Genomic DNA, 26,275 nt, shown 5'->3' with positions numbered 1-26,275 from the left:
ATAAATAGAATACGAGCTTTGTCTTCCATTCATTTGTGACTTATGACCTCGAGGGGCTAGGCGCGCTATAACAAGGTACAAATTTTATACTTTCTTATCATGTAAAAAATAAGGAGAGTTAAACCAATGACAGCCTTACTACAAGTAAATCAAGTTTCGAAACAGTTTGGCAACGATGCGATGGCCTTATCAAATATCGAATTCACTGTGAACGAAGGCGAATTCGTTTCAATTATCGGTCCATCAGGCGCAGGAAAATCGACATTGCTTCGCTGTATTAACCGCATGATAGATACAACGAGTGGAGACATTATTTTTGACAACCAGCACGTCATGAAATTAAAGAAAAAGGAATTGAAGCTTACCCGTACTAAGATCGGGATGATTTTTCAACATTATAATCTAGTTCATCGGCTTAGTGTCATCGAGAACACACTACACGGAGTATTAGGGAAAAAGTCAACGATTGCCGGTGTGCTTGGGCTATATAGCCAAGAAGAGAAACAACAAGCGGTTAAGCTGTTAGACTCACTAGGTCTTGGTGAGTTTATGTATAAACGGGCTGACCAGCTAAGTGGCGGGCAAAAACAACGTGTCGGCATTGCCCGTGCGTTAATTCAAAATCCAAAAATGATGCTATGTGACGAACCAATTGCCTCCCTTGACCCTAACTCTGCAAAAACAATTATGGACCATCTGAAAAACATCTCGAAAACAATGGGGATTACCGTTCTTGTTAACCTCCACCAAGTTGATGTTGCGTTAAGGTATTCAGATCGGATTATCGGCATTAACAGCGGTCGTGTCGTTTTTCAAGGTACACCAAACACAATTACGAAGGAACATATTCAGCAAATTTACGGCTCTGAAGCCGATGACCTTATGATTGATTTAGGTGACATCCATGCAAGCTGATTTCTTTGCCAAAAAACGATTAAGTACCGCCGGCTTCATTTTAGTATTAGGTGTCGTCACATTTTTAGCAATCATCATTACAGAGTATAATATTGTCAAAGGCTTTGCTTCCCTCCCTCGGGCTGTCGAGTGGGCACTCGGCAATTTTTACCCGACAGCTGATTCATTAGCAAAGCTCCCTGATATTTTGGACAAGCTTATCGAGACATTGCTCGTATCCGTTGCTGCAACTACTGTTGGAGCAATATTCGCCCTGTTTTTTGCGATTATGGGATCGAATACGACGAAGGTCAATCGATTCTTCGGTAGCATTTGTCGCGGTGTTGCAACGGTTTTCCGTAATATTGATGTGGCGGCATGGGCGATGATTTTGCTCTTTTCCTTCGGTCAGAGTTCGTTAACAGGATACTTTGCGTTATTTTTCGGTTCATTTGGGTTTTTAACAAGAGCATTCGTTGAAGCAATTGATGAGGTAAGCAGTGGCTCAGTTGAAGCGTTACGAGCAACAGGTGCGAGTTACTTCCCAATTATTTTTCAATCGGTGATTCCATCTAGTCTGCCGCAAATGATTAGTTGGATTCTGTTTATGATTGAAATGAATATTCGTAATGCAACATTAATTGGTCTTCTTACCGGGTCTGGAATTGGTTTTACGTTCAACTTATATTATAAAAATTTGAGCTATGATATTGCATCTCTTGTTGTTATTGTAATTGTCGTTGCAATTCTCTTTATTGAAGCAATCTCAAATTATGTGAGGAGGGTGATTTTATAATGGAAAGAACTCCATCAATTGATAGCTTGCCTACTCCTCGCGGGCAAATAAAAATTAAAAGGCTTACAAAGTCTGCGATCGTGACGAGGGTGACGCTTTTGTCCCTTTGTTTTTTAACGGTTTATGCCTTTTTTACGTTTGATTATAAGGAGCTCAATGTTTTTGACGCTATTTTAGAGACACTTGGTAACATTAGGGCGATGTTTCTCGAGCCGCATTTTCAGCATTTTACTTTCCAACATGCTTTGTATCAAGTTTTTGTCACACTAGGTTTAGCATTTTTAACAACTTTGTTTGGGGCTGTGATTGCTGTTTTCTTTGGCTTGCTTGCTGCGGAAAACCTGACTTCGCGACGTGTGTCTACCGTTATTAAGGGAATCGTTGCTTTTATCCGGGCGGTGCCAACGGTTTTATGGGTGTTAATCTTTGCTGTTGCAGCAGGACTTGGTAGTGTCGCTGCTGTCATCGGGATGACGTTTCACTCTGTTGGTTACTTGATTAAGGCTTATTCCGAATCATTTGAGGAGCTTGATAAAGGGGTCATTGAGGCGCTTCAGGCAAGTGGGGCAAGCTGGTGGCAAATCATCTTCCAAGCGGTCATCCCTTCCTCACTTACTTATTTATTATCATGGACATTCCTGCGCTTTGAAATCAACTTCGCCGTTGCCGTCGCCATGGGCGCAGCAGCCGGCGCAGGCGGAATCGGCTTCGACATGTTCATGGCCAGCAACTTCTACCTAGACATCCGCGAAATCGGTACTATCACGTACTTCATCCTGGCAATTGCAATCTTACTGGAAGTGTTGTCTGTGCGGATTAAGAAGAGGTTGAAGACGCAATAGTTTGTAGGGACTCATTTGTGGGGACTGTCCCTCGACTCTTTAACGCGGTGAACGACTGCGGGACTGTCCCCCGCTGCTGTAATGCGCTAAAACATTGGGGTTGCCCCAAAAAAAGAAAGTCTGCTTTTCCCTTACCTTAGGGAAATCAGACTTTCTTTTTTTACTTTTCTACATTCTGAGATTTTTATTTTGTTAGGCTACAACTATAAAAGTGTGGGAGGTCACCACTCAGTACTTTAACGCTGTAACATATTGCGGGACTGTCCCCCACCACATTAAAGTGTTAACAAACTGCGGGACTGTCCCCATTTTATTTTGCTAATAATCCCGCTCCGATTAGGCCGGCTTTTTGGTCAAGTTTAGCTGGTTTGATGATGAGTGAGTCTCTTAGGCTTGGGTATAGGTATTGTTTTGTTTTTTCATATAGTGGTTCTAGGATGAGTTCTTTTGATTTCATGACACCGCCGCCGATGACGAATACCTCTGGGTTGACTGTGTGGACGATGTTGGCTAGTCCGATTGCAAGGTAGTTAATTGCTTCATCGAGTATTTCTTGGGCTGCTTTGTCTCCTTGACTTGCAAGTTCAAATACACCTTGGGCACCGTTTGTGATACCTAGACGTTCGTTCCCAATCCGTCCGATTGCTGTGCCACTTGCTAATCCTTCAAGTGCTCCCTTGTTTAGTCCAGGTCCTTGGTATGCATCAGGATTTGGGTTTACAATCATATTGCCAATTTCTCCACAGCTTCCTTGCGCACCTGAGACAAGTTTGCCATTTAAGACATAACCTCCACCTATGCCAGTGCTTACGGTTACATAAAACACACTACTTGCACCACTTCCAGCACCAAGAATTGCTTCCGCTAGTGCTGCTGCATTTGCATCATTATCAAGCTTTACAGGAAGACCTGTCTTTTTCTCTAGCATGTTAACTAGTGGGACGTTTATCCATCCTTTTAAATTTGGTGGTTCAATAATGACACCTTCATATGGATTAAGTGGGCCTGGTGAGCCGATACCTACTGCATGAATGGTATGTTCATCCTTTAATGCATTAATTATTTCTGCCATGTTATTGATAACATATTCAGGCCCTTTTTCTGATTCTGTTGGACGGCTATACTCCTCGACTACTTCCCCTTGCTCGTTGAAAAGGCCGATGCGCAGATTTGTGCCTCCTAAGTCGATACCGATTGTATACATATGTACTCCTCCTTGTGAGTAGGGACAGTCCCTCACCGCTTTAAAGCGGCGGGTCTGTCCCCACTATTCATTATTTTTTAAACTTTTCCCCTTCAAGGAATAAATCATCAAAGTCAAATCCAAAATCATCATGCTCATCATCAAAAAGGCTATCGTTAGCCATCATTTCCAGCATTCTTTCAATATCTGAACCGATTCCTTTTTCAAGCTTTCGGTAGGCACTTTCAAGTGAACCTTTACTGATATTAAACAGTTGCGCTAATTCATTTTTTGTATAGTCGACAAAAAATGGAACGTTTTTATCAATCAGATAGACTAGTGCTGCTGCGTAGTTGTCAATTTTCTTTATAAGTGGTTGTTCTTTTAAACAATAGATATTCCAGAGCATAATCCCAATTTGAAAAAATGGTTCCGGAACTTCCTCGTCGTCAATGAACTCCTTATATTTCAATGCAACCATTAAATATGTCGATTGATCCCATTGTAATTCATCTATATTTACAAGCTCACTTTCACTACTAGCGAACATTCCTAAAAAAATGTGCGGGAAGAACATCCTCATAAAAACTTTCTCATCTTCAGTCTCCGCTTCATCAAAGTCTGCTTTAATTCTTTCAGCTAGGTCTTGTCCTTCCATTAATTCAAAATCTAAATACGTCGAGTAATAGACATCGTAACTACCATAAGGGAGGAGAAACCCCATAAGGACTTGTCCTTCTTCTATCCCTAACTGGTCTTCATCTACTTTGACTACTCTCGTTTCTTCACTCAATATTTCTTCAATTTCTATATGTTGCGCATCAATTACTTTTCTTACAACACTAAATGAGGCTGTAGCTCCCTGCCAATTTTCCAGCTGTGCTATTGTTGAAGGACGGAGCTTATTTTCCTTTTCCTTTTGTCCGATAAAATCTTTAATAATCGTACGGTCATCTACATACTCGACTGAGAAAATAATCCATACTGTCATATAAAATAGGATAATCTCTTCGGCAATGTCCGTAAACGACTCTTCCCTTAGAAATTCATCCATCACATCTGTAAGTACTTCATCATAATGAGTTGTTGCATAAACTATTAATTCTTCCTGCAAGCTATTAAGTTCTCTATCACGGATATCCTCTAATGAAACTACACTACTTTTCATGCAGCACGTCTTATATTTCTTTCCACTCCCACATGGACATTCGTCATTTCTACCTATGCGCATACCTTCACCGCTTTCTTTACTATATGTTATATTGATAGTTTAACGGAAATAGTTGGACCTGTGAAGATGTAGAGTAGCGGGGACTGTCCCTCAGTGCTTTAAAGCGGTGGGGGACTGTCCCCACCCTATGATCAAAGTTATTTCAGTTCTTTTTTTTGGATCATATAAGGACTATCCGTTTCTTCTTCAATGAATCTCTTATATGCCTGCATATCAGAATTTGTAAAGAATGAGAGAGTTTTCGTTGTGGTAACGAGAGTGTTTTTAGTAGGAGTGTTTATGTATGTTCTGTAGCTGCTCCATTTATAATCCTCAGGGTTAATAACGAGGTTTGCCTCAAGTGGGTTTCGATGAATGTAGCGATTTACCGTTAAGAAGTAATTTGTACTAAGGATGAGTTTTGAGCCGAATCGGCCTTGGAAGACATGTCCTACGAGTGAATGGCGTTTGTTGTAATAAATTGCATATTTCGTATGGAGCATCGCCATGATTTGACTAATTGAGGTTTCTCCTGTTTCCAATTGTAAATGAATGTGATTGTTCATTAAGCAGTAGGAGTGGAGGAGGAATGGGTATGTTTCCTTTGTTTCCTTAAGGAGGCTTAAGTACTTGTTGTAATCTTCATTGTCTTGAAATAGGTTTTCCTTTCGGTTTCCTCTAGCAGTTATATGATAGGTTGCGCCGGGAAACCATATTCTGTTTCTTCTTACCATGTTAATTCACCTTTCTTTATTATTTTTTGAGCTGAGCTGTTTTGCCCTTTCATATTTATAATTCGTGGTTGTTTTTTCAGATTCCTGCTTCGTTTTGAAAAATGCATTTTAGGGGGACAGTCCCCCTAAGATACATTTTTAAGAACGTGGGTTGAGCCATTCTGCAAAGTAGTCAGGGATTTCTCCTCTTAGTGCTAGGTTGGCGTGGCCGCCGTCTACTTCAAGGAATTTTTTATCACGGCTTGAGACTTTGCTCATGATTGGTTTTAGTTGTTCAGGTGGTACGAGTCTATCGTACGTTGTGGAGAGAGCATATAGATTTGCTTTGATATTTTTAAGAGAAACTCTTTTATTATTGATGACTAGCTTATTTTTAATTAGTTTGTTTTCCATTCCAATTTCGTATATTAATTGCTTTAATGTTGCACCAGGTAGTGGAATATGTTCTTCTGACCACATATTAAGGCGCCGCCATCTGTCTACATGTGTGTCGTCGTAGCTTTTTTGAAGAAGTGCTGCTTGTGGGCTGTAATAAAGTGGTGAGGTGATGATGCGCATTCCCACTCCCATTGCAGAGGCTGGTACTAGACCAACAACATCAATCATTTCCGCTACATCAAATGTGCCATCCTTAATTGCCTGTGCCCAGTTTTCTAGGAAAGGTATCGTGCTAAAATCAATTGGTGTTGCAAGGAGAATAAGGTTTTTTATCGGTTCATCAGCAATAGCTGTATAAATGGTTGCGAGTGTTCCTCCTAGACAGAATCCAATGATCGTAAGGCCATCAGCATTTGAATGGTGTAGCGCTCGTTTTGCTCCAGGTTGGACATAACTACTAATATAATCATCTAGTTTCATATCTTTGTCTTCGTAGCCGGGTATGCCAAAGTCTATTAAATAGACATCGTATCCTTCTTTACCGAATGATTCAATAAGACTCATGTTTGGCCCTAAGTCTAGCAAGGTTGGTTTATTTACAAAAGAATAGATTATATAAATTGGTGTGTGGAATCGTTTGTTTGGTGTTGGGTAATACCATAGTGTTGCCTTATTCTTTTGCCATATTGCTTGTTTAGGTGTTAGCCCGACTTGAGGTGGTTCCTCGGTCCACTGGCTAAAATAACCCTGCCAGCGTTTGATTTCTCGATTTGTTAAATCCTTATTTTCGTTGCTGTTAGCCACGATTTCTCAATCTCCGTTTTAAAACTTCTATTGGTGCTTCCTGTACAGAAGTAGTTTGTCGTATTGGTGTGTCAGCATTTGTGTTTGATAGATTTTGTAGATTTTGTAATGCCTGGTCTCTTAGTACAGATGCTAACTCTTTCCGTAACGCTGAACGTCTACGCTTTGCTGGATTTAGATTTAATCCGTAATTATCCTTAAGACCTTTTGCCAATTTTCTCACAGTTTTGTATGCTTGATTTAACATATCTTCCATCTCCTCTATTAATTGATTATATGCATCTGAATCGTTGTTGTTAGCCAACGCTGGACGTATATCTATTAGTTCTTCTTCAAGCCTATCAATCTTATCCTCTAGTTGAATGAGTAACTTTGCCACATTTGCAATGTCATCCTTTGTTGGAATGCGTAGGATAGTCGTAACAAGGTCATCATACCTTTGGAGGTTCCTTAGAAGTGACGCAGCTTGATTTGATTCAGTTGCTATTTGCTGAACAACATCCTCTTGGTTTAACAAATTTTGAATCTGTTCATTTAACTGTGCCTCACTACCTTGAGCTAGGCGCTTGATATTACGATAAAACTCATCAATTCTATCTCTCGTCATTTGAGGTGCTTCACTCCTTTAATGTGTTGGGGGTCTGTCCCCCGATGGTTTACAGCTTTAAAGGGTTGGGGGTCTGTCCCCCAGTGGTTTACCGCTTTAACGGGTTGGGGGGTCTGTCCCCCAGTGGTTTACCGCTTTAAAGGGTTGGGGGTCTGTCCCCCAGTGGTTTACCGCTTTAACGCATTGGGGGTCTGTCCCCCCCAATTCATTTAAACGACTGCGGTGGCGCCGCCGTCTAGGGTGAGGATGTGGCCGGTGATGTAGTTGGATGCGTTTGATGCTAGGAAGAGGGTGGCGCCTTTGAGGTCGTCTGGTTCGCCGATTCGGCCTAGTGGTGTGCGGGCGATAATTTTTTTGCTGAAGTGGTTGAGGACGGGTGCTGATAGTTTTGTTGGGAAGAAGCCTGGAGCAATTGCATTGACTTGAATGTTGTGTGGGGCTAGTTTTACAGCGATGTCTTTTGTGAAGGTCATTATTGCGCCTTTACTTGTGTTATAGGCTGTTGCATTCATGAAGGTGTCCATCGTGCCGCCAAAGCCGGAGATGGATGCGATGTTAATGATTTTTCCTGACTTTTGCTTTGTCATAACTTTTGCTGCTGCTTGCGAGAATAAGAATGTTCCTTTTAAATTGACAGCCATCACTTTATCCCATTTATCAGCCGGTAAGTCTGTAAATGGAGCAATCCATGATGTGCCACTGTTGTTGATTAAAATATCAAGTGTTCCAAATTGAGCAACTGTTTCGTTTACAACATGCTCGACCTGAGCAGGGTCTGTTACATCACATTCAAACGCTAGCGATTGAACTCCTTTTTGCTTTAACGCTTCACTTACAGCCTTGCACGTGTCAATATCCCGTGAGCAAACAACAACATTGGCACCTGCATCTGCAAGGGCGTGAGCCATGATTTCACCAAGTCCCCTACCCCCACCTGTAACAATGGCTGTTTTATTGGACAAATTGAATAGTTCATCTAGTAACAACGTCTCTATTCCTCCTATCTTTTCTTACATTTTCAAACGTACTATAGTATAAACAAAATCTACTTAAGATGTGCTAGAAAATAGTTTTTCGCATACGCCTGATTTTTACTAGGGTCACTATATTGCCGAGGAAATAGCTGAACATCTAAAATACTAGACTCTATCCCTCAATAATAGGTCACAGCGTGGACAACGGACCACCCTTAGTACACAATCCGCACATTTCACAAGCATTACTCGACATTGCACTCCCTTAACACCCAAACCTACTTTTAATAGAAAAAGCAATAGACACTAAATAAAAAACGAGCACCAAAGGCACTCGTTTTTATCATTATTCAAGTAGCATATACTTTTTTAATTTGCGAAATTAAGTCTTGCAGTAATTCATGTGTGGTAATATCTGTTGATTTTTCACCTTTATCGTGAGCGCGTAACAGAATTTGTAGCAGCTCTTCTTGTTTTAGCTGACTTTCTTTCATTTATACAAATCCCTTTCTTTTTTTACATAATCAGACAATATGAAACTATTATACTAACTTCCAATTAAAATAGCAATATGGAATAAATATCCTTTACTCCTTACGTGACTTTTTGCATTAAGTATTATCCTTTTTTCTTACATTGCTCCAAAAGCTTTTTGAGAAGGCTTGGATCGGTTATAATAAAAGAATTAGGATTTTTTGTATTTTTATTAAGTACGGTACGACGATTTTGTCGTGAAAGGAGTTTGTTGAATGCTTGGTCAGGAACTTAGTAAGGAGCTTGTTCTTGGTGCCGGTGAGCAAATTAAGCAATTGTTATCACCTGTTCAGGAAGATCATCGCAATTTAGTGAAAAAAGGGCTTATCTTGTTTCGGCAAGGGAGCATTTATAATGTCTCGACGACAAGCCATACAGTTTCTGCGCGAGTTCAGGATGTCACAAATGTCCAAGTTGAATTAGACTTGGATGATTTTGTGTTGAGTACATGCACATGTCCTTCAGAAACGATTTGCCGGCACCGGATTGCTACTTTCCTTTATGTATATGCAAGTGTAGACCGCGTTGGTACATTTGTAGACAATTGGAAGGAAGAAAAGCCAATTGATGATGTGTTAAAGAAGCACGTTCGAAAGGCGAGCTCATTTTTCACGGAAGAAAAGGAATACGAGGATTCCTCGCTTGCAAGCTGGATTGCCTTTTTTGAACGTGAGTATGACACGTGGTATGAACAGGTTTCTTCGCCACATCAGCTTTTCCAAAGTCTTTATTATCATTATTATTCTACACTTAAACAAAAGGCACCGAAGTCTCCTGAAATGAAGCAGTTTTTCTATGTTCAGGCTTCTGTTACAGTATTTTTAAAAATCATTCAACTAATTAATGAGACGAAGCCATCTGACTATATGTTACAATCAATTATTTTTCCTTACCTAGACCAGCTGATTGAAAATGTTTCGAATGCAATCCGCGAGATGAAACGATATGCCTTGCCATTTGCACTGGATCCATTACTAACCGATAGTGTCGAACGTTTTCGTGAGCTTCTGCATGTCGGTACTAATTTTCAATATGAACGTCTTCAGCTTTATCAATTATTATGGGTTGAGCTGTTACGTCGAGATAAATTTATTTCAATTGAGAGAGAATGGTTAAACGCTGTACAGGGTCAGGATTCTCCTTTTCAAAATGAGTATGAAACAGCACTGTTGCATATGAATTTTCTCCAATCAAAAGATGAGGAGCTGTTTAAGCAAATCGAAGGGTTATCACCTACTGCATTGCCGTTCACGTTTTATTGGGTAAATGATATTTTAAATAAGAAAAATTGGAGTCGGCTTTCAAACTGGATTACGTATTTGTTAGCTAACACACCTGACTATTTAAATAGCAGTCTGCCATTTCATGAGAAACGCAATACGGCCCGCTATATGCTCCAAGTGATGCGGCAATATGTAGATGCAACAGGGAATCACACGCTATATGAAAAAGCTTGTCGGCAAATGCTTCCGTATAGCTACTCAGAATATAATGACTACTTATTAAATAAAGAAGAATATAAAACATGGATTGAGTTACAATCACTGCTTGGCTTTGCACTTAGTGATTTTGACACATATGTATTAAAAGAGATTGAGAAGAAACAACCTGGGATTCTCCTGCCATTGTACGCGAAATCGGTTCAGGAAGAAATTAAGCTGAAGACACGTGCTAATTATAAAATGGCGGTCCGTTACTTAAAACGAATGAAATCGCAATATAAAAAATTAAAACGTGAAGAAGTTTGGGATAACTATATTAGACAGCTTGCTGAAGAGCATAAACGGTTACGTGCCTTGAAGGAAGAGTTAACGAAAGGAAAGCTAATACATGATTAATACGGTTCACATTGTTGTTCATGCGGAACAAATTGAAGATTATCAATTCTATGTTTATTGCACAGCGGCAGTAGATGATGTACCCCTTGAGGTCGAGGAATTTTCCCGCTATTTGTTCACATGGCATGAGTCATCATTCTTTGGTACGAAACTGGATGATATTAGCTATATCGGCATGCCCTCCGTTCTCCTCTCGCCATGGATGATGGTCGAGCTTTTAGGGAAAGAAACATACAATTCACTCGCGACAATTACGTTGTCTGATGATGCGCAGCGCTTAGCAAATGATGCACACCTAATTTATGAGTTAATTTCGGATAAACAGTATGTGCCTGATTTTGCTGCATGGAAGCAAGGAGCATTCCGTTTCAAAGATGCGACGAACCAGCTCGAAGGATTTGCGCTCGAATGGTTTTCCGCGGCACTCGAGGACCTGATTGTAAATGATGTAAACTTAAAAGCTGTCTGGGATGAGCTGCTTACTGATTTTCCTGTTTTGCAAACATTCGATGGGCATTTTATTGATGAAAGTGATTTTCTCGAAAAAATCGGCTGGCACATTGATGATACGCCGTTTACTGTAGGCTTGCGTCTCAATGAGCCGGAAATCGATGGCGAGGATTGGCAACTTGAAATTTTACTGCGCAACAAAAAGAATGAAGAAGACATTCATCATTACCAAGGGCCTGACCGTTTACAGAAGAAGTGGCAGCCTTACTTAGATAAAATTGAACGTGAGCAAGACCGCTTTTCAGAAATTGTTCCGTGGCTTAGCTTTCAAACAGGAACAACTTATATTACTGAGGATGAAGCTTGGCTGTTTTTAACGAGCGCAAGTGAAACATTAATTAATATGGGCATTGAAATACTACTTCCGTCATGGTGGCAGGTTGTCAAAGATTCACAGCTCATGTTGAAGGCAAAGGTCTCTTCTACACCACGCGGACAATCGTTTGTCGGAATGAACTCGCTGATTGATTTCAACTGGCGCTTCGCAACAAACGGTGTTGAAATGAGTGAGGAGGAATTTTTAGCACTTGTTTCCCAAAAACGTCGTCTCGTTAATTTTCGCGGGCAATGGATTAAATTAGATCCTGCCTTCATTAAGCAAGTACAGGCGATATTGAAAAAAGCAGATAAAGAAGGATTGCACCTTTCTGATATTTTACATCAGGAACTTCACGCGAAGGAACTTGACGAGGAAGACGATGATGATGTCCTCGATTCGCGTGCCTTCGCATCGATACAAATTGAATTAAGCCAACAAATGCGGAAGATGTTGAAAAAGTTAACGGATACGAGTGAGCTGCCGACACATGAAGTTCCAGCTGCATTTACTGGTGAACTCCGACCTTACCAGCAAAACGGTGTGGACTGGTTATTGTTTTTACGAAGTGTCTCGTTTGGTGCTTGTCTAGCAGATGATATGGGATTAGGAAAAACGATTCAAATGATTGCTTACTTTTCTTATGTTAAGGAACATGAGAATCCTGAGCAGCCTGCGCTCATTATTGCACCTACCTCTGTACTCGGGAACTGGCAAAAGGAATTTGAAAAGTTTGCACCACATTTACGAGTCAAGCTCCATTATGGACCAAACCGTCCGAAAGCAGATAAGTTTCCTCCATCGCTTGAAGGTGCAGATGTGATCCTTACATCATATGGCCTTTCACACGCTGATTATGAGGAGCTCTCAGCTGTAACTTGGAGTACCATATGTCTTGATGAAGCGCAAAACATTAAAAATGCGCATACGAAGCAGTCACGAGCAATTCGTAAACTTCATGGACAGCACCATATTGCGTTAACTGGTACACCGATGGAAAATCGCCTCACTGAGCTTTGGTCCATCTATGACTTTTTGAATCGCGGCTACTTAGGAAGTCTCCATAGCTTCCATAAACGTTATGTGCTCCCGATTGAGAAAGACCGTGACGTGAAACAAATTGAACAGCTGCAACGATATATTAAGCCATTTTTACTTAGAAGAACAAAGCGTGATGAACAGGTTGCTTTAAACCTTCCTGAAAAGCAGGAGCAAAAAGAGTATATCCCGCTTTCTGTTGAACAGGCTTCTTTATACGAGCAGCTTGTTAAAGATACATTTGCACAAGTGAATTCACTCGCCGGTATGCAACGAAAGGCATTAATTTTGAAAATGCTCGGTAAACTAAAACAAATATGTAACCACCCTGCCCTTTATTTAAAAGAGGAGCACCCGAATCAGCTCGTGTCGCGCTCACATAAAATTGAAAAGCTCCTCGAGTTAACACGGGTAATTCGAGAGCAGGATGAAAGCTGCCTTATCTTTACGCAATATATCGGGATGGGCAACATGATTAAAAAGCTGCTAGAAAAAGAATTCGCGGAGAAAGTGTTGTTTTTAAACGGAAGCTTAGCGAAGGCTGACCGTGACCGAATGGTTGAGGCATTCCAAAACAAGGAATTCCCATTTCTAATCTTGTCTTTAAAAGCCGGTGGTACAGGGCTCAATTTAACTGCTGCCAACCACGTCATCCACTATGACCGTTGGTGGAATCCTGCTGTCGAAAACCAAGCGACCGACCGTGCCTATCGGATTGGGCAAGAACGTTTCGTCCATGTTCATAAGCTGATTACGACGGGTACAATTGAAGAAAAAATCGACGTCATGCTCGATAAAAAGCAATCATTGAACGATGAAATTATCCAAAGTGAAAGCTGGATTACAGAGCTATCCGGTGAAGAGCTTGAGGAATTATTTACGTTATCAATGAGCTAGAAAGGGGTAACAACGTATGGCACCGAAACAAAAGCCAAAGGACAAAAAAGCGACTGAGAAAAAAGCCCCTCAATGGGAAAAACTAATCAAATTGATTGAGAAAAAGGTATCACATTAACGCGACAGTTACGTAGCTGTCGCTTTTCTTTTGAAAAAACGAGGGTCACTCAGGGAACCCCTTACCAGTGGTTGTTGGAGGGGTGTCATTTCTTGAGTTACCCTCATCATGCATGGGGATTAGTGGAGGAATACTATTGATTTTCTCTTAAAGTGAAGAATGTAAATCGACTAGCTTCCTTGCTCAACAAGTTCGCGAGGTTTGCCACCCATAAACCGGACTGAATCGGCAATAACCTCTGTTACATAGACGCGGGCTTGTTCATTATTTTCATAGCTTCGTGTCTGAATTCGTCCCGTGACACCTACGATTGAGCCTTTTCTGCAGTAATTTGCTGTATTTTCAGCAGTCCGCCGCCACAGTGTGCACCTTACATAATCTGTATCAATTTCACCTGCTTGATTGCGAAATTGCCTGTTCACAGCTAGGATAATGCTAGCAACAGGGGCACCATCTGCTGTATAGCGTATTTCCGGGTCCTTTGTTAAGCGACCGACTAAGATAACTTGATTTATCACCTTTTCCCTCCTTTCCTGTCATGTACAACTGCATTGTACATGAATATCCGTAATTGGAAAAATATCCAAATCCTTATTTTGCACTGTCATATATTTGATATCGTCCACACATCTTGTCTATTTCGACAGATTTCCTCAGTATCAGCTATTTCGTTTTTTTCATTTTCATAAGCTCAGACTAAAATATCGCTAATTTTCCTATGCTATAATAAATGTAGCTAAACCGGACAATCCAAATAAAAGGGTGATTGATGTGAAAACATTTAAACTTGTTGGGCTTGAGGTTGAATATGAAGCAGCAAGTGAGAAACGGTTACAAGAAATTGAATTAAAGGATGGGCTCGTGTTAAATCGTGAGGACGGCGAGAACTCATGGCTTATTGAGGCATTAATTAGCAAGGATTTGCATGACTTTTTTGAAAAGCTCCATCAGTCACAAGCACAAATTAGAGCATTCGTGACAATTTCTAAAAAAACGAACACACCAGCACAAATCATTGCAAAAGTTCGGACAATTACTCCACTAGAAGAGCATATGTCGATTTTATTAGATGGGCACCTTATCGCCTCACGGCCACTTCACGACCCTGAAGTATTACTGCGCACGTTAATGGGCAAAGGGCTCACTGGCGACAGCTTGATTGATGCATTTACTGAAAATGTGAATATACGTAAGGAAACGACGAAATTATAAAGGCTAGCTCTGATTGGTGAGCTAGCCTTTCAATCGTCTATAAATTAAGGTAGAGTGCATAACAAAACTATTGGAGAACTTATCTAATTTACACTCTTAATATTTTTACAAAAATCATATATGTTTTCCCTTCGCTAATAACCAATGCCCTACTAAGAAGAATAAGCATGCTAATCCTATGTTAATTAGAGCTTTTTCTATTACTAACTGATAGGAACTTTCTATTTCATAAAACATGATGTTGTAAACTGGGAATAACTTTGAGCCTCCAGTGAAGTACTTCCCAGCTACATAACCGACAATACAGAGAATTGGAATGACAATATTTTTTGTTACGACCATTAAACTAAAGCCAATCGCTCCATATAAGAGACATTGGGGCAGGTACTGAAGAACTTGCATACTAAATAATATTTCTTCATGTTTTTGAGATATTAGGATTAGGCAAACTGTAAAAATCACCAAGAAACATGTTAAAAAAATAAGTGAACGAAGAACCCCATGGTATAATGCTGATACTGGATATGTAAATAAAACTTCCTCCATATTATCCTCATAATAATCAATAAACAAATAAATACACCACCATGCAGCGAGTGGGCAAATCACAAATTCAATTAATATAGACAGCATTCTTGTAATTTCTGGTCCTTGATCTGTATAATTAAGAAATACTAGAATAAGGAAAGCAATTATCGGTAGAACAGCTGACAATCCCATTGTTTTTAACTCGAAAGGAATATCAATTTTTCTTATACTCTTCATACTTCTTCTCGTTCCTGGATTAGGAATAAATATGCATCTTCTAAAGTTGGTTCGACGATATTATCTTCTTTATCATTTGTTGTGAAGTATCTAACAATATACTCCCCTTCACTCTCCTTAGTTGAAATGACTCTTAATGAATCTAAATTCACCTTTTCAAGCAAATATGATTTTTCTGCTACTTTTCCTTTTACGCAATCCAATATTTCCGTTTTCGTTCCAAATTTAATAACTTCCCCATTTTTCAAAATACAAATTTTATCACACGTAGTCTCTATATCTTCTACGATATGCGTAGAAATGACTATATTACGGTTCTGGCCTAGTCTCCTCAGTAAGCTTCTAAAACGCACTCTTTCTTCAATATCCAAACCAACTGTTGGCTCGTCTATTATTAGAAGCTTTGGGTTACCTATTAATGCTTGGGCTATGCCAACCCGTCTTAGCATTCCACCAGATAATTGTTTCATTTTTTGTGATTGCACATTTACTAAGTTGACCTCTTCTAATGTTGATTGGATGATATTGTGCCTCTTTCCGGTATCAACATCCTTTAACAATGCGATATGATTAAGACATTCAATAACTGTCATATTCTTATACATAGAAAAGTGTTGGGGCAAGTAGCCTATATGACCTCTCACTTCTGTCTTATTCTCCCATTTAAGTTCACCAGCACGAATCAAGCCACTACTAGGTTTAATTAGTGTAGTCAAAATTCTCATTAAAGTTGTCTTTCCTGCTCCATTCGGCCCCAGTAAACCAACTGATCCATTTAACTCAATATTTACATTCTTTATAATTTCTTTTCCTTTTATCTTTTTACTTATATTACTTAAGACAACTGTTTCCATGTAGTCACCTCACATACTAATGTGTTTCTTTAACAATGTATTTAACTCGTCCCAACCTTTTCCTTCCCGAACTAAGTTATACCACTCTTCATAGACAGGGTGATGACTGTTATATGCTTCGTCTGTTTTAAGCCATGCTCGTAATTCTTCTAATACAGAGTCTACCTTACTAGAAATAGTTAATTTATGTTCTATAAAGCTTTCCAAATAATCCGAATCATCATCTAAACTCAATTGTTTATTGATTAGTTGAGCATATACGTGATTAAATAAGCTGTTAAATTCGTATTGCTGTTTTTCATATGCTAAATCCTTTGTTGTATATGCTGGTACCAATTCATACGTTAATTCAGCTAAAAAGTAATTAAAATAATCTCGGTTTGGTTCTACATAAATCGGAATTCCTATAATAAGGCTGCCATGGTCAACAAAAGAGCTCTCACCTATTAAACTGTCACTAATATTCGTTGTAGGTAGAAAGTAAATGTTTTTTGGCTTTTCTACAGCTAATGTTGTAAATCCATTGGATAAATCGCCATATACCCTGTTAATATATGCTTCGAATTTACCAAAACCATGTATGGCATCCTCCCAGGTGACTGGGTATATAAATGTCATATCTTCATACTTCTTTTCATTCAACATTCCAGACATAACAGTTACACCAGAAGAACTATACCCACTCCACGTATTTCCTCCCTGCTTATCTAGATTTGTATAAATTTTATTATTGTAATTGATTGTTAGCTGATATTTTGTTTCCTTCAAATATTTATGAGAAATTCTATGCAAGCCGTTTTGGTTCGAAACAATATCAAATGCAGGTGCTACATTAATGCTTGGTATCCAAGGAAAATGACTTGGTAAGTAAACAGCTTGCTGATTACCAAAGTACAGGTTTGTTTGAAGTCCATCATAATCAAATGACAAGCTGACTCTTTGACCCTTTTCTAGCTCATGATTTAATTGAATTTCAACCATATCTCCATTTTGGAGAAAATTTAATTTTTCCCCATTTGTCTCTATTTTGTTAACTTCAAATTCATGGAAGAGTGTGAAAAAAAGCTTACTTAAACGCTCTTCCCCTACATTAACAATTTCAATCTCTACATTTAATTGCAGTTGTTCCCGTGGTTCTAAAAAAATCTTTACATTTTCTAGCTCTAAATATTGTTTTTGATTTATATTATCTGGTTTATATTTTCGATAGTAGTCAATTAAACTAGTGCTATCATCATTTAATAACTGCTTTTCTTTTGAAATTTCTAAAGCAGTAGAAGTAATAATAAGTAAAAAAACAATCATCAGTAATAATAGCTTTTTACTTATGCGAATGAACCCCTTTTTGATAAACAAAACCAGAAATATACTTAGTAACATTGTTAGCAAAAATAGCTTTTTCCATATATGAAAAGACTCCAGGGAAAAACCATACAAAGCGTGATACACAGTATGTGGATTCGGCTCCCCTAAGTTTAACCATTTATCTAACGGGACTTTTATAAAACGATTTATAGACTCTAAGAAAACATAATTAATAGGGATTAACAAACAATAAACCACTATTGAAACTGGGTAGATAAATTTTCCCTTAATTAAACTGGCAAGGAGCATCCCGATTAAATAGGCAATTAGAAAGGAACCACTCCAATAAAGACTTATATAGCTATTAACAGCTATGAAATAAGAAAATTCGATTATAGGTTGTCCATAGAAAAAGACAAGGTAGGATACAAATATAATGAATTGACCTAGAAGTATAAAAATTATTCCAACTAAGCACTTACCTATAAACATCATGGAATGTCCGTTTTGAATAATACTCGATAACTCCTCCATACTACTAGTGTTTTCGATACGAACAATCCAAATACCCAATAATAAGTATGCTAACATTCCTACTATGACCAACTGACTCGATGAGGTTAATGCTGTTGGTGGTGAAAATGTGTCATAGCGATATATATAGAAGATATAGATAAAATAACTATGTATCAGTAAATATGAAAGTGGGATTACCCAAGTTCTCATAACTATTTTCCCGGAAAATAATGTTGTTTGTATTATTTTTTTTAAGCCCATTATTACACCTCTAAGTATCACGTATCATATATTTACATTTTTTAGTGAGAGTTTAATCTAAAATATACCAATCTACAAATTATTATAAAATAGTTCAATATAACTGATCTTTTTCACAGTTAGATGCTTATTTATGTAATTTTATGTCGAAAAGTAAAAATGACATATGAACTTAAATAAAATAAGAAAAGCTAGCTCTTTTTATTGAGCTAGCCTTAGCCTTTTTCCTATTAAAAAAACTTCTTCTTCCCACGCTCATCCTTCAAAATCTCAACCGCTTCTCTAAACCGTTGTGAATGCACAATTTCGCGTTCCCTTAAGAAAGCAAGACTGTCATTTAAATCAGGGTCATCTGAGAGGTCGATAATCCATTGATATGTAGCGCGCGCTTTTTCCTCTGCCGCGATATCTTCATATAAGTCCGCGATTGGGTCGCCTTTCGCTTGAATGTAGGATGCAGTGAAAGGTACACCTGCTGCATTTTCATAAAATAAAGCTGAGTCATGGTTTACATAGTGTGGCGCGATGCCAGCAGCCTTTAACTGCTCTGGTGTCGCATCTTTCGTTAGTTTATAAATCATCGTCGCAATCATTTCTAGATGCGCAAATTCCTCTGTACCAATATCGTTTAACAGTCCAATGACTTTATCCGGGATTGTATAGCGCTGATTTAAATAGCGGAGGGCGGCCGCTAGTTCTCCGTCTGCCCCGCCATATTGTTCAATTAAAAACCGTGCAAGTGTCGGATTACATGTACTTACTTTTACAGGGTATTGCAGCTTTTTTTCATAAACCCACATGTTGATGCACTCCTTTTAGTTGTTGTGGCTCACTTTTACACTTGCCAAGGCCAAGGTGCACTTCCCCAGCTCCAATTCGCATCCGCAAAGCTCCCACCGAACTGCTGGAGCATGCCGAATTTTGCCTCGAATTGCTGCTTCAGTTGCTTACAATATGCTGCATATTGATTGAATTGTTGAAGAGCCTGTAAATCATTCGGATGTGTATCTAAGTAAAGCGTTAATTCTACTAACACAAAGTCGACCGCTTGAATCTCCTCGAGCAGCTGGTAGTACTCATCAGGCATTTGCTTGTTACTCACCGCTTACTACCCCCTTTTTCCCTCATATGGATTTTGGTAAGGGTCATATAACGCTGGCCATAATGTACCTTTTTTTAACGCAACCTTTGGAGAAAACTGCTGCAAATTAGCTGGTTGGAATCCCATATATAAATGTGGCGGTGTTGAATAAACCTTCAAACCAATTGGAGGACAAGGATCAAAGCGACTGTAGTACGGCTGATAATATTTCACTCTCGTAAAAGACGGCTTCTCATTTTGAGGAACTTTCATCATCTACACCTCTTTTGGGAATGCTTAATGTGGAATTACCTATCACTATCTTATTCGGGGGTGATTGGTGGATATGATTGATTTTGGAATATAATTGGTATCTTTTGATGTGGTGGAAGGCGGGTGGTGTGCACTTTGTCGGGAACAGCAGTACTTTTAGTGTGGATAATGGTTGAGGCGTGGTGGACATAAGTATAGACCACTATCTTGTTTTCGAGGCATAAAACTGTTTGCTGAAGCCCTGAACTTTGTTAAAGATTTGTCTATTTTTTCAAAAAATGCTCTAATTCTACTGAGTAACTGAGCACTTTTTCTATTTTCCTACCAAAAACGTATTCTAAAAGCTGTCATCTCCGTTGCTTAACACAATTTTCCCGGGCAAAATCGGTGGCGTAAATGAGGGAATCTGTCAATTTTTAATAAAAATCTCTCAACTTTTCGCGATAATCTCTCAACTTTCGAGGAAAATTTGTCAACTTTTAAAAAAAATCTACCATTCGACAAAATTCGCCGCTCGCATCACGTCGCATCACGCCCACACCAAAATAAAAAGGCCAACTACAATTCAGTCAGCCTCTACACTCAATTACTTATTCTCTTCTTCTTCATCTGGATTTAATGGGTTGTTCTCATCATTTGTGCCATTTTCATTATTATTGTCATCAGCACCGTCTAAAATGTCACCAGCACCGTCATTCTCATCATTTTGGCCGCCAGTACCGTTGTCTTTGCCTTCTTCATTTGTACCGTTGTTGCCTGTCGTACCTTCGTTTGCACCATTGTCACCGTTGTTTTCGCCTGTGCCGCCGTTGTTGTCATCCATGTTGCCTTCATCGTCAGCTGGAGCATTTTCCTCGGTGTTATCTTCTGGTGGTGCTGGGTCTTGATCATCATTTGCGCCACAGCCTGTTACAAGCATAGCTGCTAATAATGAACCAGATAAAGTTAAGAGCCATTTTTTATTCATATTTATTTCTCCTTTCATATTTTGTTAACATATTTACACATGCCCATGACTAGCATTTCCAAAATTACTATTTTCATTCCACATTTATTTCAAATTTTTATTAAAATCTCATAGGCTCTGGTCTTACTTGAAGGTTTCTTAATAAATAAAGGCTGTTTTCGTAAACATTGTTGCTTTTAACTCAGTTGTCGTTTAGGGTTTGTCTCCGCTACAGTACTCGCTTTCCGCGGGGTGGGTGCTGAGCCTGTCTAGCTCCGGCGGCTATCGTATTCCTCAGCGTAAACGCCTGCGGGGTCTCAGCTCTCTCACTCATCCCGCAGGAGTCTCGCACTTCCGCTCCAACAAACCCTTAAAAAGGTTAGTGCATAAAGCCACAATCTCTTAGAAAAGAGCCTAAATAAAAAAAGCAATTTAACCTATAAAAAGTTAAATTGCTCTCTTATCCTACTCTTCTTTTGCAGCTGCTAAAGCGAACATCATCTCTGCTTCACATGCGACTTCACCATCGACTGTTGCTTTACCTGTCGCTTTGACGATCGCACCACGTGCACGAGTGATTTCTACTTCAAGTTTAAGCTGGTCTCCTGGCTTTACTTGTCTTTTGAAACGGCAGCCATCGATTCCTGTGAAAAAGGCAATACGGCCATGGTTTTCTTCTTTGTGAAGCATAGCGATACCAACTACTTGGGCAAGGGCTATGGGTTATATGTTGTAGATTAATGTGTTCTTAAGTGTGTTTATTCGTTAAATTCAAGGACATTTTACTATTATCATTATACACTTTCTTATATACACATGCATTTAAAACTTTTAAAAAATATAAAATGAATATGTAATAAAAACTTATACATAATAAAAAACAAGGAGATTTAACTTTAGCTTTGAACAGCAAACATAATTTCAGCTTCCATAGCTGTCTCACCATCTACTTTGGCAACAGCCTTACCTTTTCCGATTCCCCTACGAATTGACAATAATTCAACTTCCATTATAAGAGTATCACCAGGTCGAACTTGGCGTTTCCATCTGCACTTCTCTACCCCAGCGAAGAAAGCAATCTTACCTGCATACTCTGGCATTGACAGAAGTGCGACCGCACCAGTTTGTGCACATGCTTCTAGAGTTAAGACACCTGGGAAGACAGCATAATTAGGAAAATGACCATTAAAAACTTCCTCGTTCGCTGTAAGATTTTTCTTTCCAATAGCCCGTTTACCCGGTTCTAATTCTTCAATTGAATCTATAAGTAAAAAAGGGTAACGATGTGGAATAATTTCTTTAATTTGTTCGATATTAAGTTTCATTTTAAAAACACCTCCACTTTTATTCTATCCAATAAAAAATTTTCCATTGTTAATTATATAATAACAGAGCGGTAATTTAAATTCCCTATGGACCTTATATAGAGAAGGACATGAAAAGCCTAATTTTAAAGAAAATTATTATAATCCTGATCTGCTTTCTCTTTATTACAGGCGTTACAAGCACAGATACAATTTTTAGGTGTAGTTAAACCCCCTTTTGATTTAGGGATAATATGGTCTACGGTATCTCCATAATTCCCACAATAGTGACAAGTATAATTATCTCTCACTAATATCATAATTCGGAAGGATTTCCTATTATATAGGTTGTGTATTAATCCTTTATGAACAATTCCTGCGCGGCCTTCTTCAACTAAGGTCCTTGCAAATTTTAAATCAATAACGTCCTCATACCGTTTATCATTACTAGTCCTTACCCCTTATGATTATTAGCTCATTTTTATTCAAAATTGATGTATCAAAGCTATATATCAAAGTATTATCTAGAACAACTTCATATCTCCTTGCTTTACAGCTCTTGCAGAATGACCTTCTCTTGCCTTTATTCTTTTTCCCTCCCAATAGAGGAAAATCTGTTTTGTATTTTATTTCTCCACATATCTTGCACTTTTTATAAAGTAAACAAAAGCTACCTATATCCGACATAGTAATCGCCTCGTAACCCTATCAAAATCCCAATATCTTAAATTAAACTATAATATTTCAGCCCAATACTTTACATATAGTGAAAAACATTGATGTTATAAGAAATTTTAAGGTGATTAAGGGTGAACTCATCAATCTTTAAGGATTGAATTAGCCATTCTTTCAATTTCCATAACCTGTTCAGGGTTTGTGAAAAATAAGTCCAACTCCTCTATTAAGTAATAACCACTCTTTTTGTCAGGTTTAATAATACCCATTCTCGCAAGATTATTTAATGATGTTTTTATCTGAGTTTTCCTTATTTTTGTTTTGTTATATAAATCACTAATCTCAAACTTTACAGTTCCTGATTTAATTAAACTGGCTACTTTTGCAAGGTAAGTGTAAATAATCACATCGATTCCCCTGATTGCTTTACTATCATCTAATCCAAAAATTACAGATGGTACAAAAAAATTCTCATTTCTCTTTTCTAGATTTATTGATTCTACGCTGATCCAGGTTCCATCAACCTTGAAACCTTTTTCACCTGAGCTCTTTACTTTGTATTTATAGATCTCAATATACAACTCCTCAGCACTTAAATTTCTTTCAAATAAATCAGATGGTATTTCAGTATAAGTAAACAAATTCATACTCCCTTTCGAAATGCAGACTATAGTCATCATTACTTACAATAACATAATTGTCACCTTCCTTGTAGACTATAGTCCGTGGACGTCCTTTGGATTCTAAATAAGAATTCAAAAAAGGACGGTGATTTTATGGGGGTTGAGAAAGCCTTTGGATTTGTTTTAAGTACTCGTAGAAAAGAGCTTGGTCTAAATCAAGAAGAGTTAGCATTTCGATGTAAATTAGATAGGACCTTCATTAGTTTATTGGAGAGAGGTAAAAGACAGCCTTCCTTAGATACAATTTTTAAGCTTGCAAAGGAACTACAAATGTCTCCTTCTGAATTAATAAAAGAGGTAGAAGATGTATTTGGCAATTAAAAAAGGCTATAAGTGGCAGTATATTTTAAGAATAAAAAAGAGCCAAAATACGCAAGTAGTGCATAAAAACTTGCATATTTTAGGCTCTTTAGTTTTATCCCTTATTGTGTTAAAGCTACCCGTTACTTTAAGTGTAATTCTTCACAAGTTAATCATATTTATGTTCAATTAGTATTTCCTTACCATTCATAGTCTCGATATTAATTCCATTTATATAGGATTTATTTTCTACAATATCGTTCTTAGTCAAACCTTTGGAATCGAAAACAACATAGCCCTTAACTATTATGTTGTCTTCATTAAATCTTTTCTCTGTTATTTCATGTTCTATTAGTTTTTCATTAATCCATTCAGTTAAAATTACTTTGATAGAGTCATCAATTATTGGAACATTCCCCTTATTAATAATAGTGATTTCATAACTTAAATTTTGCCTATCAAAACTTTCATTAACTCCACTAATAGAGGTCAAAGCATCGGAAATTAGTAAATCTGTATTCTCTTCATTCTTGGTTGTCATGTTAGAACAACCAGTAAATAGAATTAACATAACTAACATCATCAATAATTTATTCAATTCCATCCCCCTTATCCAATTATTACCATAATAACCCAACCGACTTATTCCACTATTCTGCACCTTTAGTACAATAAGAATAGCGATAACTCTTTAATAAAGTATCGCTTAATCACTCGCAATATTCATTTTTTGATGTATAACGAAGCTAAGGTAACCAAAAATACCTGCATAAATTAACTGTATAATAGGAATTACTTCTCCTTTACTGCCAAGCACACTATAGAAGAATGTTAATAAAAAGTAACAACACATAAATAATAGTAAATATTTTAACCTTTTCATATTTATAGTCCTTTCAATTTAAAACCTAAGTATGTTTATCTTAACATAATACCTCTGTTTACCGCTCCTATTTTCTTCCACTAACCTGCATCGTTAGTTTAATAAAAATGCAACACCTCTTTATTGAAGTATCACTCCCGTTAGCACAAGAAGACAATAATTATACTTAAAGTTTTTTAATTTTTATAATCTCATCTTCTACAATTTGATAATCTTCGTTTTCTTCATCAATGAAGATGTAAAAGAATACCCGACCGTCGTAGTCAAAATCCATATTCTTAAGAATTGTACCGACAAAGGTTCTATCCTCAACCTCAATATAATACCTTTCATTTTCTTCAATTTCTATGATAGTATCTTGAACCCGTATTTTAATTTTACTCACTTAAAAATCATCACCCACACTTAAAAATAATTAATTACGCTAACTATTAATTTAGAATCAAGAATTTAATCTTCTTCTTTTTTTATATAAGAACACGATTGCAGCAGCAAATAAAAATACAGAAATCAATAAAGTTGTTCCTGAGGCAATAGGTGTTAAAAAACTTATAATCAGAAGTATTATTCCTAATAAAAATAGACCAACCACCATTAAAATTGCTCCTTCCTTCTCTAGCTTTTACTACACTTTAATTTTAGCATTAATAACCGTACTTTTGGGAGGAAGTGGAAATAATAAAATTCAACTATTCTGCATCGTTAACTCAATATGCAAGATAATTCTACACAGCCTTTTATCATTTAGGACGCACCCCGTTGTTGGGTAAAATTTGAAAAGTTTTATTATCTTAGTTTAACTAGGAAAAGCGATACTTCGGTATAGAAGTATCGCACCTTATAATTTAAGTGATAATCTTCAAAAGTATTAATACATCTAATTTAAATTTTAAAGGTTGTTGGTGTCTACTTTTTTAATGAAGGCATATCCGCAGGAATTGCACTTTCAAAATCTTCCTCAGTGTATAAGCCACCTGTTTCCTTATAAACAGGGTCTTCACTTTGAATTTTGCTTTTATCTTTAATAGGTAAATTCTTGTTATCAATTGAATCTACAGATTCAGGTTCTGCACTTTTTTGTATAGATGAAAAGATATAAAAGAAAGATATAAAAAGCATTGATGCAATAAATACTTTTTTGAATTTTACATATTTAAGCATAAGCATCTCCTTTTAATTTTACTTAATTAGATTATAACATTAATTGGAAATTAATTGAGCTCTGGATTGTTTATTGTACTAAACTGGTTTAGTTCAACAAGATAAGAAGCAATAATCATTGTTATATTTACAAAGCCCTTTAGTTTATCTGAACTAAGAGGACAATAGTAAATATTGATAGAATTATTAATAGATATGTACTAATTTTAATCATTTATCCCTTAGATCATTATTACAACCTATGAGTAATTATCATTTTCATGTCAGGATTTCCATTTAATAATTGTTTAAGTGAATCAATTTCGTAAATCTGAGCCCTACGGGCTCAAGGCTTTCAAGCACTAAAAAAAGGAGTACCTCCCCAAAATGTCGAATTTAGTAAG

At 37.7% G+C, this 26,275-nt stretch carries 29 protein-coding genes and 1 pseudogene; 7 read left to right on the top strand and 23 right to left on the bottom strand.

The window, feature by feature from the left end; all coding sequences use genetic code 11:
- The first annotated feature begins 126 nt into the window (after nucleotides 1–126).
- Genes phnC through J2S19_RS18915 form a run of 3 tightly spaced genes read left to right on the top strand, consistent with a single transcriptional unit; the run spans nucleotide 127 to nucleotide 2,532 of the window.
- The gene (gene phnC, locus J2S19_RS18925; protein ID WP_307345041.1) at nucleotides 127–915 is read left to right on the top strand and encodes a phosphonate ABC transporter ATP-binding protein; all 789 of its coding nucleotides are present in this window, start codon (nucleotides 127–129) and stop codon (nucleotides 913–915) included.
- Complete coding sequence (locus J2S19_RS18920) at nucleotides 905–1,690, top strand: PhnE/PtxC family ABC transporter permease (protein ID WP_307345038.1); 786 nt, start codon at nucleotides 905–907, stop codon at nucleotides 1,688–1,690. The genes phnC and J2S19_RS18920 overlap by 11 nt, the downstream gene beginning before the upstream one ends.
- Nucleotides 1,690–2,532, top strand: coding sequence for a PhnE/PtxC family ABC transporter permease (locus J2S19_RS18915; RefSeq protein ID WP_307345035.1), 843 nt, complete (start codon nucleotides 1,690–1,692; stop codon nucleotides 2,530–2,532). Before J2S19_RS18920 ends, J2S19_RS18915 begins: the two co-directional genes overlap by 1 nt.
- A 310-nt stretch (nucleotides 2,533–2,842) precedes the next feature.
- Here the strand turns inward: J2S19_RS18915 and J2S19_RS18910 are convergent, their stop codons facing one another.
- From J2S19_RS18910 to J2S19_RS18880, 7 genes are all read right to left on the bottom strand, one after another.
- Entirely contained in the window at nucleotides 2,843–3,736 is an 894-nt protein-coding gene (locus J2S19_RS18910; RefSeq protein WP_307345031.1) for an ROK family protein, read from the bottom strand.
- Nucleotides 3,737–3,806: 70 nt separating this feature from the next.
- Nucleotides 3,807–4,946 carry a YecA family protein gene (locus J2S19_RS18905; protein WP_307345027.1) on the bottom strand — a complete coding sequence of 380 codons (1,140 nt, stop codon included), beginning with the start codon at nucleotides 4,944–4,946 and terminating at the stop codon, nucleotides 3,807–3,809.
- A 137-nt stretch (nucleotides 4,947–5,083) separates the two neighbouring features.
- On the bottom strand, nucleotides 5,084–5,659 hold the full coding sequence (locus J2S19_RS18900) for a transposase (RefSeq protein ID WP_307345025.1): 576 nt from the start codon (nucleotides 5,657–5,659) through the stop codon (nucleotides 5,084–5,086).
- A gap of 138 nt (nucleotides 5,660–5,797) precedes the next feature.
- Complete coding sequence (locus tag J2S19_RS18895; RefSeq protein WP_307345023.1) at nucleotides 5,798–6,841, bottom strand: alpha/beta fold hydrolase; 1,044 nt, start codon at nucleotides 6,839–6,841, stop codon at nucleotides 5,798–5,800.
- Nucleotides 6,834–7,448, bottom strand: coding sequence for a hypothetical protein (locus J2S19_RS18890; protein WP_307345020.1), 615 nt, complete (start codon nucleotides 7,446–7,448; stop codon nucleotides 6,834–6,836). The genes J2S19_RS18895 and J2S19_RS18890 overlap by 8 nt, the downstream gene beginning before the upstream one ends.
- A 209-nt stretch (nucleotides 7,449–7,657) precedes the next feature.
- Nucleotides 7,658–8,434 carry an SDR family oxidoreductase gene (locus tag J2S19_RS18885; protein ID WP_307345017.1) on the bottom strand — a complete coding sequence of 259 codons (777 nt, stop codon included), beginning with the start codon at nucleotides 8,432–8,434 and terminating at the stop codon, nucleotides 7,658–7,660.
- Nucleotides 8,435–8,772: 338 nt separating this feature from the next.
- Nucleotides 8,773–8,916 carry a YwzD family small protein gene (locus tag J2S19_RS18880; protein ID WP_307345014.1) on the bottom strand — a complete coding sequence of 48 codons (144 nt, stop codon included), beginning with the start codon at nucleotides 8,914–8,916 and terminating at the stop codon, nucleotides 8,773–8,775.
- A gap of 255 nt (nucleotides 8,917–9,171) precedes the next feature.
- Between J2S19_RS18880 and J2S19_RS18875 the strand changes: the two genes are divergently transcribed.
- Nucleotides 9,172–10,794 carry an SWIM zinc finger family protein gene (locus tag J2S19_RS18875; RefSeq protein ID WP_307345011.1) on the top strand — a complete coding sequence of 541 codons (1,623 nt, stop codon included), beginning with the start codon at nucleotides 9,172–9,174 and terminating at the stop codon, nucleotides 10,792–10,794.
- Nucleotides 10,787–13,555: a DEAD/DEAH box helicase gene (locus J2S19_RS18870; RefSeq protein ID WP_307345007.1), complete on the top strand. Its 2,769-nt coding sequence runs from the start codon at nucleotides 10,787–10,789 to the stop codon at nucleotides 13,553–13,555. Before J2S19_RS18875 ends, J2S19_RS18870 begins: the two co-directional genes overlap by 8 nt.
- A 288-nt stretch (nucleotides 13,556–13,843) precedes the next feature.
- Here the strand turns inward: J2S19_RS18870 and J2S19_RS18865 are convergent, their stop codons facing one another.
- Complete coding sequence (locus J2S19_RS18865) at nucleotides 13,844–14,191, bottom strand: single-stranded DNA-binding protein (RefSeq protein WP_307345003.1); 348 nt, start codon at nucleotides 14,189–14,191, stop codon at nucleotides 13,844–13,846.
- 253 nt (nucleotides 14,192–14,444) lie between these two features.
- Here J2S19_RS18865 and J2S19_RS18860 point away from each other — a divergent pair, with 253 nt between their 5' ends.
- On the top strand, nucleotides 14,445–14,885 hold the full coding sequence (locus J2S19_RS18860) for a YwpF family protein (protein WP_307345001.1): 441 nt from the start codon (nucleotides 14,445–14,447) through the stop codon (nucleotides 14,883–14,885).
- A 114-nt stretch (nucleotides 14,886–14,999) separates the two neighbouring features.
- On the opposite strand, the gene J2S19_RS18855 is transcribed toward J2S19_RS18860, so the two are convergent.
- The 11 genes and pseudogenes from J2S19_RS18855 to J2S19_RS18805 form a co-directional block, all read right to left on the bottom strand.
- Entirely contained in the window at nucleotides 15,000–15,650 is a 651-nt protein-coding gene (locus J2S19_RS18855; RefSeq protein WP_307344998.1) for a hypothetical protein, read from the bottom strand.
- Nucleotides 15,647–16,504: an ATP-binding cassette domain-containing protein gene (locus J2S19_RS18850; protein ID WP_307344995.1), complete on the bottom strand. Its 858-nt coding sequence runs from the start codon at nucleotides 16,502–16,504 to the stop codon at nucleotides 15,647–15,649. The genes J2S19_RS18855 and J2S19_RS18850 overlap by 4 nt, the downstream gene beginning before the upstream one ends.
- A gap of 9 nt (nucleotides 16,505–16,513) precedes the next feature.
- Nucleotides 16,514–18,586, bottom strand: coding sequence for a hypothetical protein (locus tag J2S19_RS18845; protein WP_307344992.1), 2,073 nt, complete (start codon nucleotides 18,584–18,586; stop codon nucleotides 16,514–16,516).
- A gap of 230 nt (nucleotides 18,587–18,816) precedes the next feature.
- Nucleotides 18,817–19,386 carry a spore coat protein CotJC gene (cotJC, locus tag J2S19_RS18840; protein ID WP_307344989.1) on the bottom strand — a complete coding sequence of 190 codons (570 nt, stop codon included), beginning with the start codon at nucleotides 19,384–19,386 and terminating at the stop codon, nucleotides 18,817–18,819.
- Nucleotides 19,387–19,421: 35 nt separating this feature from the next.
- On the bottom strand, nucleotides 19,422–19,673 hold the full coding sequence (locus J2S19_RS18835; RefSeq protein ID WP_307345178.1) for a spore coat protein CotJB: 252 nt from the start codon (nucleotides 19,671–19,673) through the stop codon (nucleotides 19,422–19,424).
- 21 nt (nucleotides 19,674–19,694) lie between these two features.
- A complete protein-coding gene (locus J2S19_RS18830) occupies nucleotides 19,695–19,940 on the bottom strand; it encodes a spore coat associated protein CotJA (RefSeq protein ID WP_307344986.1) in 246 nt (81 codons plus the stop codon).
- Nucleotides 19,941–20,526: 586 nt separating this feature from the next.
- Complete coding sequence (locus J2S19_RS18825; RefSeq protein WP_307344983.1) at nucleotides 20,527–20,907, bottom strand: hypothetical protein; 381 nt, start codon at nucleotides 20,905–20,907, stop codon at nucleotides 20,527–20,529.
- Between the two features lie 444 nt (nucleotides 20,908–21,351).
- Nucleotides 21,352–21,603 (bottom strand): annotated as a pseudogene (locus J2S19_RS18820) (hotdog domain-containing protein); the annotation flags it as partial.
- Between the two features lie 179 nt (nucleotides 21,604–21,782).
- On the bottom strand, nucleotides 21,783–22,211 hold the full coding sequence (gene fabZ / locus J2S19_RS18815) for a 3-hydroxyacyl-ACP dehydratase FabZ (protein ID WP_075983110.1): 429 nt from the start codon (nucleotides 22,209–22,211) through the stop codon (nucleotides 21,783–21,785).
- 125 nt (nucleotides 22,212–22,336) lie between these two features.
- The gene (locus J2S19_RS18810) at nucleotides 22,337–22,510 is read right to left on the bottom strand and encodes an HNH endonuclease (protein WP_307344978.1); all 174 of its coding nucleotides are present in this window, start codon (nucleotides 22,508–22,510) and stop codon (nucleotides 22,337–22,339) included.
- Between the two features lie 498 nt (nucleotides 22,511–23,008).
- Nucleotides 23,009–23,506 (bottom strand): hypothetical protein, encoded by a 498-nt coding sequence (locus tag J2S19_RS18805; protein ID WP_307344975.1) that lies wholly within the window; start codon nucleotides 23,504–23,506, stop codon nucleotides 23,009–23,011.
- A 135-nt stretch (nucleotides 23,507–23,641) separates the two neighbouring features.
- Here J2S19_RS18805 and J2S19_RS18800 point away from each other — a divergent pair, with 135 nt between their 5' ends.
- Nucleotides 23,642–23,869, top strand: coding sequence for a helix-turn-helix domain-containing protein (locus tag J2S19_RS18800; protein WP_307344972.1), 228 nt, complete (start codon nucleotides 23,642–23,644; stop codon nucleotides 23,867–23,869).
- Nucleotides 23,870–24,017: 148 nt separating this feature from the next.
- Here the strand turns inward: J2S19_RS18800 and J2S19_RS18795 are convergent, their stop codons facing one another.
- The 4 genes from J2S19_RS18795 to J2S19_RS18780 all read right to left on the bottom strand — a co-directional run bounded on the left by J2S19_RS18795 (nucleotide 24,018) and on the right by J2S19_RS18780 (nucleotide 25,892).
- Nucleotides 24,018–24,446: a hypothetical protein gene (locus tag J2S19_RS18795; RefSeq protein WP_307344970.1), complete on the bottom strand. Its 429-nt coding sequence runs from the start codon at nucleotides 24,444–24,446 to the stop codon at nucleotides 24,018–24,020.
- Between the two features lie 451 nt (nucleotides 24,447–24,897).
- Nucleotides 24,898–25,116 (bottom strand): hypothetical protein, encoded by a 219-nt coding sequence (locus J2S19_RS18790; RefSeq protein WP_307344967.1) that lies wholly within the window; start codon nucleotides 25,114–25,116, stop codon nucleotides 24,898–24,900.
- Nucleotides 25,117–25,173: 57 nt separating this feature from the next.
- A complete protein-coding gene (locus J2S19_RS18785) occupies nucleotides 25,174–25,326 on the bottom strand; it encodes a hypothetical protein (protein WP_307344964.1) in 153 nt (50 codons plus the stop codon).
- Between the two features lie 311 nt (nucleotides 25,327–25,637).
- Nucleotides 25,638–25,892 carry a hypothetical protein gene (locus J2S19_RS18780; RefSeq protein WP_307344961.1) on the bottom strand — a complete coding sequence of 85 codons (255 nt, stop codon included), beginning with the start codon at nucleotides 25,890–25,892 and terminating at the stop codon, nucleotides 25,638–25,640.
- Nucleotides 25,893–26,275: the final 383 nt, after the last annotated feature.

Origin of the sequence: Metabacillus malikii, assembly GCF_030813355.1 — a bacterium.
GTDB classification, from domain to species: domain Bacteria; phylum Bacillota; class Bacilli; order Bacillales; family Bacillaceae; genus Metabacillus; species Metabacillus malikii.
Note: the sequence above shows the minus strand (reverse complement) of the source record. Positions and strands in the feature narration are given on the sequence as shown.

Coding starts and splice junctions, on each gene's coding strand:
- J2S19_RS18825 (WP_307344983.1), bottom strand. CDS start 20,907: ATGAATAAAAAATGGCTCTTAACTTTATCTGGTTCATTATTAGCAGCT.
- J2S19_RS18890 (WP_307345020.1), bottom strand. CDS start 7,448: ATGACGAGAGATAGAATTGATGAGTTTTATCGTAATATCAAGCGCCTA.
- J2S19_RS18915 (WP_307345035.1), top strand. CDS start 1,690: ATGGAAAGAACTCCATCAATTGATAGCTTGCCTACTCCTCGCGGGCAA.
- J2S19_RS18835 (WP_307345178.1), bottom strand. CDS start 19,673: ATGCCTGATGAGTACTACCAGCTGCTCGAGGAGATTCAAGCGGTCGAC.
- phnC (WP_307345041.1), top strand. CDS start 127: ATGACAGCCTTACTACAAGTAAATCAAGTTTCGAAACAGTTTGGCAAC.
- J2S19_RS18845 (WP_307344992.1), bottom strand. CDS start 18,586: ATGGGCTTAAAAAAAATAATACAAACAACATTATTTTCCGGGAAAATA.
- J2S19_RS18855 (WP_307344998.1), bottom strand. CDS start 15,650: ATGAAGAGTATAAGAAAAATTGATATTCCTTTCGAGTTAAAAACAATG.
- J2S19_RS18850 (WP_307344995.1), bottom strand. CDS start 16,504: ATGGAAACAGTTGTCTTAAGTAATATAAGTAAAAAGATAAAAGGAAAA.
- J2S19_RS18870 (WP_307345007.1), top strand. CDS start 10,787: ATGATTAATACGGTTCACATTGTTGTTCATGCGGAACAAATTGAAGAT.
- J2S19_RS18800 (WP_307344972.1), top strand. CDS start 23,642: ATGGGGGTTGAGAAAGCCTTTGGATTTGTTTTAAGTACTCGTAGAAAA.
- J2S19_RS18780 (WP_307344961.1), bottom strand. CDS start 25,892: ATGCTTAAATATGTAAAATTCAAAAAAGTATTTATTGCATCAATGCTT.
- J2S19_RS18920 (WP_307345038.1), top strand. CDS start 905: ATGCAAGCTGATTTCTTTGCCAAAAAACGATTAAGTACCGCCGGCTTC.
- J2S19_RS18900 (WP_307345025.1), bottom strand. CDS start 5,659: ATGGTAAGAAGAAACAGAATATGGTTTCCCGGCGCAACCTATCATATA.
- J2S19_RS18910 (WP_307345031.1), bottom strand. CDS start 3,736: ATGTATACAATCGGTATCGACTTAGGAGGCACAAATCTGCGCATCGGC.
- J2S19_RS18880 (WP_307345014.1), bottom strand. CDS start 8,916: ATGAAAGAAAGTCAGCTAAAACAAGAAGAGCTGCTACAAATTCTGTTA.
- cotJC (WP_307344989.1), bottom strand. CDS start 19,386: ATGTGGGTTTATGAAAAAAAGCTGCAATACCCTGTAAAAGTAAGTACA.
- J2S19_RS18830 (WP_307344986.1), bottom strand. CDS start 19,940: ATGAAAGTTCCTCAAAATGAGAAGCCGTCTTTTACGAGAGTGAAATAT.
- J2S19_RS18785 (WP_307344964.1), bottom strand. CDS start 25,326: ATGGTGGTTGGTCTATTTTTATTAGGAATAATACTTCTGATTATAAGT.
- fabZ (WP_075983110.1), bottom strand. CDS start 22,211: ATGAAACTTAATATCGAACAAATTAAAGAAATTATTCCACATCGTTAC.
- J2S19_RS18905 (WP_307345027.1), bottom strand. CDS start 4,946: ATGCGCATAGGTAGAAATGACGAATGTCCATGTGGGAGTGGAAAGAAA.
- J2S19_RS18810 (WP_307344978.1), bottom strand. CDS start 22,510: ATGATATTAGTGAGAGATAATTATACTTGTCACTATTGTGGGAATTAT.
- J2S19_RS18875 (WP_307345011.1), top strand. CDS start 9,172: ATGCTTGGTCAGGAACTTAGTAAGGAGCTTGTTCTTGGTGCCGGTGAG.